The 12447-nt window shown below is 68.2% G+C and carries 9 protein-coding genes; 4 read left to right on the top strand and 5 right to left on the bottom strand.

All coding sequences use genetic code 11. From position 1 onward, the window contains the following. The first annotated feature begins 124 nt into the window (after nt 1–124). Nucleotides 125–2155 (top strand): oxidoreductase, encoded by a 2031-nt coding sequence (locus tag ACYVJ8_RS17060; protein WP_460714659.1) that lies wholly within the window; start codon nt 125–127, stop codon nt 2153–2155. Here the strand turns inward: ACYVJ8_RS17060 and ACYVJ8_RS17055 are convergent. The 5 genes from ACYVJ8_RS17055 to ACYVJ8_RS17035 are packed head-to-tail and all read right to left on the bottom strand — an operon-like array spanning nt 2152 to nt 6805. Further along, complete coding sequence (locus tag ACYVJ8_RS17055; RefSeq protein ID WP_460714657.1) at nt 2152–4089, bottom strand: acetyl-CoA hydrolase/transferase C-terminal domain-containing protein; 1938 nt, start codon at nt 4087–4089, stop codon at nt 2152–2154. The genes ACYVJ8_RS17060 and ACYVJ8_RS17055 overlap by 4 nt on opposite strands. Nucleotides 4090–4119: 30 nt before the next feature. Then, nucleotides 4120–4542 (bottom strand): DUF6691 family protein, encoded by a 423-nt coding sequence (locus tag ACYVJ8_RS17050; protein WP_460714655.1) that lies wholly within the window; start codon nt 4540–4542, stop codon nt 4120–4122. Continuing rightward, complete coding sequence (locus tag ACYVJ8_RS17045; protein ID WP_460714653.1) at nt 4539–4964, bottom strand: YeeE/YedE family protein; 426 nt, start codon at nt 4962–4964, stop codon at nt 4539–4541. The genes ACYVJ8_RS17050 and ACYVJ8_RS17045 overlap by 4 nt, the downstream gene beginning before the upstream one ends. Nucleotides 4965–4994: 30 nt before the next feature. Beyond that, entirely contained in the window at nt 4995–5867 is an 873-nt protein-coding gene (locus ACYVJ8_RS17040) for an MBL fold metallo-hydrolase (protein ID WP_460714651.1), read from the bottom strand. Next, nucleotides 5864–6805 (bottom strand): S1/P1 nuclease, encoded by a 942-nt coding sequence (locus ACYVJ8_RS17035; RefSeq protein ID WP_460714649.1) that lies wholly within the window; start codon nt 6803–6805, stop codon nt 5864–5866. The genes ACYVJ8_RS17040 and ACYVJ8_RS17035 overlap by 4 nt, the downstream gene beginning before the upstream one ends. 183 nt (nt 6806–6988) lie before the next feature. Between ACYVJ8_RS17035 and gap the strand changes: the two genes are divergently transcribed. The 3 genes from gap to ACYVJ8_RS17020 all read left to right on the top strand — a co-directional run bounded on the left by gap (nt 6989) and on the right by ACYVJ8_RS17020 (nt 12371). After that, nucleotides 6989–7993 (top strand): type I glyceraldehyde-3-phosphate dehydrogenase, encoded by a 1005-nt coding sequence (gene gap, locus ACYVJ8_RS17030; protein ID WP_460714647.1) that lies wholly within the window; start codon nt 6989–6991, stop codon nt 7991–7993. A gap of 158 nt (nt 7994–8151) precedes the next feature. After that, nucleotides 8152–10941 carry a DUF2339 domain-containing protein gene (locus tag ACYVJ8_RS17025; RefSeq protein WP_460714645.1) on the top strand — a complete coding sequence of 930 codons (2790 nt, stop codon included), beginning with the start codon at nt 8152–8154 and terminating at the stop codon, nt 10939–10941. Between the two features lie 11 nt (nt 10942–10952). After that, nucleotides 10953–12371, top strand: coding sequence for a DUF3999 domain-containing protein (locus tag ACYVJ8_RS17020; RefSeq protein ID WP_460714643.1), 1419 nt, complete (start codon nt 10953–10955; stop codon nt 12369–12371). Nucleotides 12372–12447 lie beyond the last annotated feature (76 nt).

The following is a 12447-nucleotide window of genomic DNA, read 5'->3' as shown; positions in this document are numbered from 1 at the left end:
GGCCTATCGAATACAACGCCGCAGCCGTCGCACCCAGGACAGCGCCGGAAGGGTGATCGGCCCCTCTTGTGGCGCCCCGGGTTTCCCGGCATCGTGCGCGCTCCATACGCAAGCGTACGCATGCATGACGGTCGAGCAGCCCTTTCCCCATCTCTTGGCCCCGCTGGACTTGGGCTTTTGCACGTTGCCCAACCGCGTGCTGATGGGTTCGATGCATACGGGGCTGGAAGACAAGGCGCGCGATTTCCCCAAGCTCGCGGCGTATTTCGCTGAACGCGCCGAAGGCGGGGTCGGCCTGATGGTCACCGGCGGCTTCTCGCCCAACATCGAAGGCTGGCTCAAGCCGTTCGGCGGCACGCTGCGCTGGCCATGGCACGTCGGCAAGCACCGGCAGGTCACGCGCGCGGTGCACGCGCACGGCGGCCGCATCTGCCTGCAGATCCTGCATGCAGGTCGCTATGGCTATCAGCCGCTGCAGGTCGCGCCATCGAAGTTGAAGGCGCCGATCAATCCGTTCACGCCGCGCGCGCTGTCGGCCGGCGGCATCGAGCGCCAGATCAAGGCCTTCGTGCGCACCGCGAAGCTCGCGCGCGAGGGCGGCTACGACGGTGTCGAGGTGATGGGCTCGGAGGGCTACCTGCTCAACCAGTTCACCGTGCCGCGCACCAACAAGCGCAGCGATGCGTGGGGCGGCGATGCCGCGCGGCGCATGCGCTTCGCGGTCGAGATCGTGCGCCGCATCCGCGAGGCATGCGGGCCTGATTTCATCATCATCTATCGCCTGTCGATGCTGGACCTGGTCGACGACGGTGGCACCTGGGACGACGTGATCGCCCAGGCGAAAGCGATAGAAGCCGCGGGCGCGACGATCATCAACACCGGCATCGGCTGGCACGAGGCGCGCATCCCGACCATTGCCACGTCGGTGCCGCGCGCGGCCTTCACCGGGATCACCGCGCGACTGAAGCCGCACGTGACCGTGCCGCTGGTGACGACCAACCGCATCAACATGCCCGAGGTCGCCGAACGCATCCTCGCCAGCAACGAAGCGGACATGGTGTCGATGGCGCGGCCGCTGTTGGCCGACCCACAGTGGGTGAACAAGGCGCGTGCGCGACGCGTGGACGAGATCAACACCTGCATCGCCTGCAACCAGGCCTGCCTGGACCACGTCTTCCAGGACAAGACGGCGAGCTGCCTGGTGAATCCGCGCGCCTGCGCGGAGACCGAGCTCGTCTACCTTCCGGCCAAAACGCCGAAGAAAGTCGCGGTGGTCGGCGCAGGTCCGGCGGGACTCGCCGCGGCGACCGTCGCCGCGGAACGCGGGCACCAGGTCACCCTGTTCGATGCGGCGGGCGAAATCGGCGGGCAGTTCAATCTCGCCAAGCGCATTCCCGGCAAGGAAGAATTCCACGAGACGCTGCGTTACTTCCGCCGCAAGCTGGAACTGACCAAGGTCGAGGTGCGCCTGAACACGCGCGCGGATATGACCACGCTGGCGACCTCATTCGATGAGGTCGTGCTTGCCAGTGGCATCCGGCCGCGAAAGGTCGCCTTCGACGGTGCGGACCACCCCAAGGTCGTGGATTACATCGACGTCCTAACCGGTCGGGTGAAGCCCGGCGCCCGCGTCGCGATCGTGGGCGCGGGCGGCATCGGCTTCGACGTCGCCGAGTTCCTGGTCCAGGAAGGTGCATCGCCTTCGCTCGATCCGTCGCGCTGGCGCGCGGAGTGGGGCGTCGACCTCGACTACGACGGCAATCGCGGCGGTTTGCGCAAGCCGGAACCAGAAGCACCGGCGCGCGAGGTGTGGCTGCTGCAACGCAGTCCCGGCAAGCCCGGCGCGAAACTCGGCAAGACCACCGGCTGGATCCATCGCGCGACACTGAAGGCGAAGCAGGTGCGCATGCTCGGCGGCGTGGAATACCTCGGCGTCGACGACGAGGGCTTCCACATCCGTGTCGATGGCGCGGCGCAGACGCTCGCGGTCGATCATGTCGTGATCTGTGCAGGACAGGAGCCCTTCCGTCCGCTTGCCGACGACCTGCGTGCCGCCGGCGTGCCCGTGCACGTGATCGGCGGCGCCGACGTCGCGGCGGAGCTGGACGCGAAGCGCGCGATCAATCAGGGCAGCCGCGTGGCCGCGGCGCTCTAAGTCGCCGATTCCGACGTTTCGCGCAAGCCCAGCGCCAGCAAACGCGCTTCCAGCCAGGCCTTGAAGCCTCGCGGCGCGGCGAGGTCCATGCGCTGCGCGGCTTCGTTATCGCCCAGGCCGCGTCCGCAAATCGCGCGAATGAGCACGCGTACCTTGCTGCTGCGTGTCGCGGTGTGCGACTTCAACCAACCCAGGGCTTTGACCAGACGCTGTTCGACCGCGGTGAAATCGCTGCCGAGCGGGTAGTCCGGCAAGGTGCCGTCGCGGCGGAAGCCGGCCAATGCATCGCACAACGCGCGCGGCGTGTTGCTGCGCGCGGATGCCGGCAGCGCGTAGTCCGTGCGCAATTTGCCGTGGCCGGTCGCGGTCGTTCGCAACCCCTCTTGGAAACGCGCATCGGCGATCGCGAGCATCGCCACGATGCAGTCCTCGTCGCTGCGACCGCGCACGTCGGCGATGCCGTACTCGCTGATGTAGATGTCGCGAAGGTGGCGCGGAATGGTGGTGTGGCCGTAGTTCCACACGATGTTCGAACCGGCGCGTCCGCCGCTGTCGCGCGTGGCGCGCAGCAGCAACATCGAGCGCGCGTCCGGCAGGGCATGGGCCATGGCGACGAAGTTGTACTGGCCGCCCACGCCGGAAACCACGCGACCATCCCCTAGCGCGTCGGAGACGGCCGCGCCCAGCGCGGTCGCCATCATGCAGGTGTTGAAGAAGCGCGCATCGCGGCGCTGCAGGCGTTCCAGCGCGATGTCGTTGCCCAGATCGTTGACCTCGCTGACGTGCTTCATGCCGATCGCGCGACGTTCGGCCTCGGGCATGTCGCGCAGCCAGCGGTAGAAGTCGTGCGAGCCGAGGTAGAACGCGCCGTGCAGGTACTCGCCGTCGCGGTCGAGTCTTGTGTGGTCGTCCGCCGAAGCCGTGCCGTCGGCCAGACGCCGCATCAGCGCCGCATCGTCCAGCACCTTGCGCTTGATGACCCCGGTTTCCACCAGGCGGCGGAAGCCTTCGTTGAGCATCTCGCTGCAGCCGTACAGCCCCTGCGCGAAGGGTGCCAGTGCGGCGTCGTCGGCGCGCGGCGAGCCCAGCGCGCGCAGCACGCGCCGATACGCCGCATTGTCCGTGTGGCGCAGCACCAGTGCGTGCGACAGCGCATCGGCCAGCGCGCCGATACCGATCTGCAGGGTGCCGCCGTCCACGACCAGCGTGCTGGCGTGGAAGCCGATCGCGTAATCGATCTCGCTGACCGGTTGCCGCGGCAGGCCGAACAGTTTCGGATGCGGTCCGGGCGGTGTGATCACCACGTCGAAGAAGTCGGCATCGACGGCGGCGGTGCCGCCCAGCCAGGGCAACTCCGGATCGACTTCGGCGATCAGCAGCGGGCGCGGCAAACCGCGCGCAGCGATCGCATCCAGCGCATCGAAGGTGAGGTCGGTATTGCACGACAGCGACAGGCGGCGCCCGTCCGCCGAAGCGGCAACCTTCTGCACGATTGCATTGAGGCCGCGGTCCGCCAGGGCGCGCGCGACGTGCGTGTAATTGAGGCTGGCATAGCGCCGCTGCGCCTGCGTCGAGCCGAGCAGCGCACCGGACTGGAAGTAGAACTCCTCGACTTCGATATGAGCGGGCAGCGCATCGCGCCGCAGCGCCTGCACGTAGGCCAGGCGCGGGAAGTCCTCACCGAAATGCCTGGCCACGAACGGCTTGAGGAAGCGTGCTTCCAAACCCTTGCCGCCACTGGGCGGATCCAGCGACAGCGCGGTGTACAGGTGCAGCGGCCGCGCCGGATCGCGTTCGACGCGCGCGTACAGAGCGTTGAGCAGTCGATGCGGCTTGCCGAGCCCGAGTGGCGCGCCGACCTGCAGCGGACCCTCGATGCGCGCGAGCAGCAGGTCGACGGCGGTCTCGAGCGAATCGGTGTGGACGGTAGCCATGCCGGCAGTATGCCGCCGGACGCAGTGAACTCAGCGCGTCAGGGCCCGCGCCAATTGCGAGCCCGCGAGCATCGCGACCACGAACACGATCGCTTCCCCGGCATGCGCGAGATTGGCCAGCGCCGGGCCCGGGCAATAGCCGGCGATGCCCCAGCCGATGCCGAACAGCGCGCTGCCGGCGAGCAGCCTTGCGTCCACGCGCGGGGACGGCGGCGGTGGCAATTCGGAACCCGTGACGGCCTGTCCGCGCCGCCGCACCCAGGCGAAGCCCGGAACGGACACCGCCAGTGCGCCGCCCATCACCAGCGCCAGCGACGGATCCCAGTGCCCGGCCAGGTCGAGGAAGTTGAGCACCTTGTCGGGATTGGTCATTCCCGACACGGCCAGTCCCAGGCCGAACAGCAGTCCCGCCAGCAACGCGAAGGCCAGCTGTGCGAAGCGGGGCGTCTTCATGCCGCCATGTCCATCACGTGCCGCAGCACATACACCGTGACGAAGCCCGCGCCCATGAACACCAGCACCGCGACCAACGAGCGCAGCGACAGGCGCGCCAGTCCGCAGATGCCATGCCCGCTGGTGCAACCGTTGCCAAGACGGGTACCGAAACCGACCAGTGCGCCCGCCGCGATCAGCCAGCCCATTGGGAATCCCGTCCGCGCGGGTGTGCCGGTATAGGCGAACCACGCGGTCGCGGCGACGACCAGGCCGAGCAGGAACGCGATCCGCCAGCCGCGTTCGCCCCGCTGTTCCAATGCGGCGTTGACGATGCCGCTGATGCCGGCGATGCGTCCGAGCAGTGCGTAAAGCAGCGTGGCCGCGAGGCCGATCAAGGCGCCGCCGAGCAAGGCGGTGAAGGGAGTGAAGGTCGTCGGCATGGATGCGCGGGATGGGTCAAGCGCGATGGATCAAAACTGGTTGAGCGGAATGCGCAGATAGCGGATGCCGTTCGCCGCGGACGCCGGCAGGACGCCCGCGCGCAGATTGACCTGCAGTGCGGGGATGATGAGCGCGGGGATGGCCAGCGTGGCGTCGCGGGCCTCGCGCATGGCGACGAATTCGGCTTCGGTAGTGTCGGCGCGCACGTGGATGTTGCTGCGCTTCTGCTCGCCGATCGTGGTCTCGCAGGCCACCGCACGACCGCCCGGGCCGTAATCGTGGCAGACGAAGACGCGCGTGCTGTCGGGCAGTGCGTACATCTGCTGGATCGAGCGGTACAGCATGGCCGCATCGCCGCCGGGAAAGTCGCAGCGCGCGGTGCCGCCGTCGGGCATGAACAGCGAGTCGCCGGTGAACAGCGCGTCGCCGATCAGGTACGCCAGGCTGTCGCGGGTGTGGCCGGGCACCGGGATGACGCGGCCGCGCAAATAGCCGAGCGAGAACTCGTCCTCGTCGCCGAACAGGCAGTCGAAATGCTCGGCCGCGGCTTCCGCGTTGATTTCGAATACGGGCGCGAAGGTGCGCTGCACTTCACGAATGCCCGCGCCGATCGCCACCATCGCATCGGGCAGTTGATCGGCCAGCCACTGCGCCGCGGTGAGATGGTCGGCGTGGGCGTGGGTTTCCAGCAGCCAGCGCACCTGCAGGCCTTGCTCGTTCGCGCACTCGAGCAATTTTTGCGCCGAGGTGTGGGTGATGCGCCCGGACTTGGCGTCGAAGTCCAGGACCGGATCGATGATCGCGGCCTGGCGGCTTTCGGGGTCCGCGACGACGTAGCTCCAGGTGCCGGTCTCGGCATGATGGAACGGGTGCACTTGCACCGTCGTCGCGGAGGTATTCATTGCTGCGCTCCTGCGGGAGTGTCCAGCGCATCGTTGAGCAGCGTCGCCAGGCGGAAGGCGGCGATGCGGATGCGCTGTTCGGCCAGTGCGCGATATTTATAGGAATACGCGCGGCTGTCGAGCTTGTGCACTTCCTCGCCGTTCTCCATGGGGTAGAGCTGGCGCGCGGCGGTCAGCGCACACGATTCGCTTGCCCATGCCGCCGGCGTCGACGCGGCGGTATTCAGGGCCGGCGGCCAGGGTTCGTGATCCAGGCGATCGGTGTACTGCTGCAGGTCGAGGCCGCGCTCGGCCAGCACGTAGTAGTCCCAGACCGAATGCAGGTTGGTGCCCATCACGCCACCGACGTAGCGGTCGCGCGCATAGGCTTCGGGTTGGATGTCGGTGCGCAGGCTGATCTGGTACTTGTTGCCGCCCTGGTCGTCGCGCGAGTTGGCATGCATCGGCTGGTGCACGTCGCCGACCAGGTGGACCAGGAACTTGAGCGCATCGCGCCGGGCCGCGAGCGGCTGGCTGCGGTCGGCCAGGATCGCGCGTTGCGCGGCGATGGCGCCGATCACGCACTGGCCGTCCTTGCAGTCGCGCTCGGGGTTGTAGTTGCAGCGGTCGCTGGACAGGTTGACGTAGTGCCAGCGCGAGGTCTGCTTGAAGCGCTCGGGGTCGCTGTCGCGCAGGGTGTCGGCCCAGGTGGCCACGCCGGCCAGGGTCGGGTCGGGTTCGCCGGCGAGCAGGCGCGCGACTTCGGCGTTGGCCGCCGGGGTCAGGTGGCGCTGGGCGATCGCGCCGACCAGCTTGTGGCCCAGCGCGCTCCAGGCGACCACGGGGCCGGCCACGAGCAGGGCGCCGAGCAGGCCGAGGGCGGCCAGGCGGCGCCAGGAGGGGGACGAGGGCGAAGCGGGCCGGGCAGGGGCCGGCCGACGGAAGAAGGTCGGGATCATCCCTTCACTGTACCGGAGCCAGCCGTCCGCTTTCTTACAGCGCCTGCCTGCTTGCGGGCCGCCCTTTCGCAGGGCGGGCGACCCGCGGCCAAGCAGCCGGCGGCTTCGGCCCGCCTGCTAAAATGGCGGACTTCTTATCCCGCCCGCGCCCCGCAGGCTCGCTCTCCCAGGAGTTCTCCCGCAATGACGATCAAGGTTGGCATCAATGGCTTCGGCCGTATCGGACGCAACGTGCTGCGCTCCGCCGTGCAGAACTTCGGCAACGACATCGAAATCGTCGCCATCAACGACCTGCTGGAGCCGGACTACCTGGCCTACATGCTCAACTACGACTCCGTGCACGGCCGCTTCAAGGGCGACGTGAAGGTCGAAGGCAACACCCTGATCGTCAACGGCAAGAAGATCCGCCTGACCCAGGAACGCGATCCGGCCAACCTCAAGTGGGACGAAGTCGGCGCCGACGTCGTCATCGAATCCACCGGCCTGTTCCTCGACAAGACCACCGCGCAGAAGCACCTGGATGCCGGCGCGAAGAAGGTCGTGCTGTCGGCCCCGTCGAAGGACGACACGCCGATGTTCGTCTACGGCGTGAACCACACCAAGTACAACGGCGAAGCGATCATTTCCAACGCCTCGTGCACCACCAACTGCCTGGCGCCGCTGGCCAAGGTGCTCAACGACAAGTGGGGCATCAAGCGCGGTCTGATGACCACGGTGCACGCCGCCACCGCCACGCAGAAGACCGTCGACGGCCCGTCCAACAAGGACTGGCGCGGCGGCCGCGGCATCCTCGAGAACATCATTCCGTCGTCGACCGGCGCGGCCAAGGCCGTGGGCGTGGTGATTCCGGAACTCAACAAGAAGCTCACCGGCATGGCCTTCCGCGTGCCGACCTCGGACGTCTCGGTGGTCGACCTTACCGTCGAACTCGACAAGCCGGCGACTTACGCCGAGATCTGCGCGGAGATGAAGGCGCAGTCCGAAGGCGCACTCAAGGGCATCCTCGGCTACACCGAAGACAAGGTTGTCGCCACCGATTTCCGCGGCGACGTGCGTACCTCGATCTTCGACGCCGAAGCCGGCATCGCGCTCGACGGCACCTTCGTCAAGCTGGTGAGCTGGTACGACAACGAGTGGGGCTACTCCAACAAGTGCCTGGAAATGGTCAAGGTTGTCGCGGGCAAGTAAGCGAACCCCGCCGATCGCGTTACGAAAAGCCCCGCAAGCGCGGGGCTTTTCTTTTGCACGACAGGTGAACCGCTCCGGTGTCGAAGGCGTGCATCGCGGTCCGCAAGCGCCTCCTATGGTGGTACCGTCCAGCCACCTGAACGGGGAACGGGACGGCAATGGAAGGTCTGATCATGCTCGCGGTGCTGCTGGTCCTGGCGGTGCCGGTTTTGCTGATCGCTGCGCTGGCGATGATTGGCGGGCTCAAGCGGCGCGTCAGCCAGTTGGAGAGCGACGTGCAGCAGCTTCGCGCCGAGCGCGCGGCACCGGCTGCTGTTTCCGAGCCGACGCTGGGCGACTGGATGCAGCAGCAAGCCGTGCCGCCATCGGCGCCACGCGCAGCCCCGCCGACGCCTACGCCTACGCCGGCACCGGTTCCTCCTGAGCCTCAGCCTGCGCCTGCCGTAACCGCACCGGCGGCGCCGGTACGCGCGACGCCCGAACGCGCGGCACCGGCCGCAGTGTCGTCGCCGGCCGTACCGCCTCCGCTTCCCGACACGCCGATCCGTGCGCGTCCCGCATCGAGCGTGCCGCGCGCACCCGCGCGTCCGGATCCGCTCACGCTCGCGGCGCGCGCGATCCGTCGCTGGTTCACCGAGGGCAACGTGCCGGTGAAGGTGGGCGTGCTGGTGTTGTTCGCAGGCGTCGCCGCTTTGTTGAAGTACGCCAGCGACCAGGGTTGGATGACGTTCCCGATCGAGCTGCGCCTGGCGGGCATCGCGACCGCCGCGGTTGCCGGGCTCGTGTTCGGTTGGCGCCAGCGCGAGGATCGGCGCGGCTTCGCACTCAGCCTGCAGGGCGGTGCGATCGGCGTACTGCTGCTGGTGGTGTTCGCCGCCTTCAAGCTCTATCACCTGATACCCGCCGGTGCGGCATTCGGATTGAGCGTGGTGATCGTGGCCGGTGCGGGCGTGCTCGCGGTGGCGCAGAACGCGCTGGCGCTCGCACTGCTCGCGATCCTCGCCGGCTTTCTGGCGCCGATCTGGTTGTCCACGGGCGGCGGCAGCCATGTCGCGCTGTTCGGTTACTACGCGGTGTTGAATGCGGCGATCTTGGCGATCGCCTGGTGGCGGCCGTGGCGCGCGCTCAACGTGCTCGGTTTCTTCTTCACCTTCGCCATCGGTACCTTGTGGGGGCTGTGGAACTACCACCCCGACAAGTTCGATACGACCGAGCCGTTCCTGCTCCTGTTCTTCGCGTTCTATCTGCTCATTCCGATTCTCTACGCGCGCCGCCGCGCCGCCGGTCGGCGCGATCTTGTCGACGGCTGCCTCGTGTTCGGCACGCCGCTGGTGGTGTCTTCGCTGCAGGCGGGCCTGCTGCGCGGCGATGCGCTGCTGGACGTGCGCATGCCGCTCGCGTACTTCGCGCTGGCCCTGGGTGCGCTTTACGCACTGCTCGGCTGGTTGCTGAAGAAGCGCGAGCACTACGCGGCCCTGGCCACGTCGTACGCGGTGCTGGCGGTGGGCTTCGCGACGCTGGCGGTGCCGTTGGCGCTGTCGGCACAGGCGACGGCTAGCGTGTTCGCACTCGAAGGGGCCGCGCTGATCTGGCTCGGTCTGCGCCAGGGCCGACGACTGCCGCAGCTGTCGGGCCTGCTGCTGCAGTTGCTCGCCGCCGGCAGCTTCGCGATCGGTGTCGATGCGACGGTGCCACCGCCGGAAGCGGTGTTGAACGCGCGCTTCATGGGCGCATTGCTGATCGCGCTGGCGGGTTTCTTCAGCGCCTGGAGCTATCGGCGCGACGAAGCGACGCCGCAACTCGCCTTGCCCTACTACCTGTGGGGACTGGCGTGGTGGATCGGCAATGGCTACACCGAGATCGAACGCTACGTCGCATTCGATGTCCGCGCGGATGCATTGCTGGTGCTTGCCGTCGCCACAGGCTGGCTCTCGGGCGAATTCCATCGCCGCAGGCCCGCGGGCGCGCTGGCATGGACGACGGCCTTGGCGCTGGCGTCGGCTTTCCCTCTGGCGATCGCACAAAGTTCGGCGCATGAACATCCCTTCGCCGGCTTCGGTCTTGCCGCTTGGCTCGCGTATGCGATTGCAGGGTGGCGCAGCCTGGTCTGCCTGCGCGATGGCGCCGATGGCCAACGCGATGAAGCCACGCACGTGGGAGCCGCGGGCTTCGGTCACTTCGCCTGGCTGTGGTCATGGCCGCTGGCGGTCGCGCTGCTGCTGACGAAACTCGCGAGCGATGCGAGCCTGGGCGACGGCTGGCGCATGGCGGCCTTCGGCCTGCCGTGGCTGGTGCTGGCGGCGCTGCTGCAGTGGCGCGAGCGCCTGGCCGCCGCGCCGTTCGGCGAACTCTTCCGTCGCTGGGGCGCGCTGGTGCAGGGCTCGATCGTGGCGGCCCTCGCGCTTGCCGCGCTGTTCGCGTTGTTCGCCGCGGGCGACAGCCAGCCGTTGCAGTGGATCCCTGTGCTCAATCCTTTGGACCTGGCGCAGATCGCGGTGCTCGGCCTGCTATGGAAGTGGTTGGGCTCGCTGGCCGCAGGGGACGATCTGCGCGAGCGGCGCATCCCGCTGATCGCATCCGCTGCGTTCGCGCTGATCACGTCGATCACGCTGCGCGCGACGCATCACTGGGGCGCCGTGCCGTGGGACGACAGCCTGTTCGCGAGCAGTCTGGCGCAGACCAGCCTCACCATCGTGTGGAGCGTGCTCGGCGTGCTGGGTTGGATCCTGGGTTCGCGCCGCGGCCAACGCGGTTTGTGGCTGGCCGGTGCCGTGCTCATGGCGGTGGTGCTGGCGAAGCTGGTGCTCGTCGATCGCGGCCACCTGGGCAATCTGATGGGGATCGCGTCCTTCATGGCGTACGGCCTGTTGTGCACGGCGGTGGGTTACTTCGCGCCGGCGCCGCCGCGCACGCCGTCGCTCGATCATTCGGCGGAGGAGTCTGTATGAAAAGCGGGCCGATGAAATGCTGCGCTTGGCTGGCACTGATGCTTCCATTGGCCGCGCTGGCCGCACCGCGCGACGAGTACGCGCAGCAATGGCCGCTGACCTTGGGCAGCGACGATGCCGGCGCGTATCGTGTCACCTTGGACGAAGGGGTTTATCGACAACTGCAGGATCCCCATGTCCGCGACGTAGTGGTCATCAATCGCGACGGCGCTGCCGTGCCGACCGATGTATTCGCGCCGGAGGAACCGTTGGCCCGGCCGGCTTCGCGAGTCGTGCTGCCCTGGTTCGCCTTGCCGTCGACGCAACCGGGAGGCGCCGCGCAAGGCTGGGAGTTGATCAGCCAGGCCGATGCCGATGGCCGGCTTCGTCGCGTCGAGATTCGCACGAGCGATACGGCCGCCGCGGCGCTGCCGCGCAATGCGTTGCTGGTCGACGTCAGTCGCGTGCACGAGGCGATCGCGGCGCTGGAGCTGCAGTGGCAACCGGTCGATTCGCTGGACCTGGGTTACACCGTCGAAGCCAGCGACGATCTGGAGCATTGGCAATTGCTGGGCACGCGCGGCCGCATGGTGGATCTCAGTCGCGAAGGCCGCCGGCTGTTGCATCGCCGTATCGAACTGTACGGATTGCTTCCGCAGTATCAGAAGGCGCGCTATCTGCGCCTCACGCCGGATCGCAACGATCAGTCGGTCGTGATCACCGGCGTGTCGGCCGAACTGGCCGTGTCGCGCGCGGCCGCGGCGCCGAACTGGATCGAGTTGAGCGGACGCAGCAGCGATGTGCGTGGGAGCGCGCCGGGCTCGGTTTTCGAATTCGACAGCGGTGGACGCTTCCCGGTGCAAGAGGTGGATGTGGCCCTGCCCGGCAACAGCGCCGTGGAGTGGAGTCTGGAAAGCCGCGACAGCGACGACGCCGATTGGCGCCATCGCGCGGGCCCGTGGGTGGCCTTTCAGGTCGGCCCCGGCGGTGCCGCCACGCACTCGCCGGCCCGTGAGCTTGCGGACGCCGTACGCGATCGCCAGTGGCGCCTGCGCGCCACCGTTCCCGTCGCCGGCGTGCCGGTGTTGCGGCTGGGCTATCGGCCCGAAGTCGTGGTGTTCCTGGCGCAAGGCGCAGCCCCTTATGCACTCGCCGCCGGAAGCACGCGCAGCCGGCGGGTCGAATCGCCGTTGCTGCAGTTGGTGGCGGAAATGCGAAGGCAGCGCGGGGCGGACTGGCAACCTGCGCAGGCGTATCTGGGCGCGCCGCGCGTCCTCGCCGGGAATTCAGCACTCAGCGCGCAACGCGACTGGAAATCCTGGCTGCTGTGGGCGGTGCTCGGCCTAGGCGCGGTAGTAATAGCAGGCTTCGCCGCGGCGCTGTTGCGCGGTGGAAAGGCCGCAGCCGGTGGTGAAGCCGCCGCGTCCGATACCGACATGCCGTCGGATTGAGCGGCGCCGGCCCTTTAGCCGCGGGCCGGCGAGGGATTCGGTTTGAAAGCCAGGCGCTACGGGCGACAATGTCGCC

This window comes from Lysobacter terrae (assembly GCF_054782215.1).
This window is presented reverse-complemented; position numbering and strand designations above follow the sequence as displayed.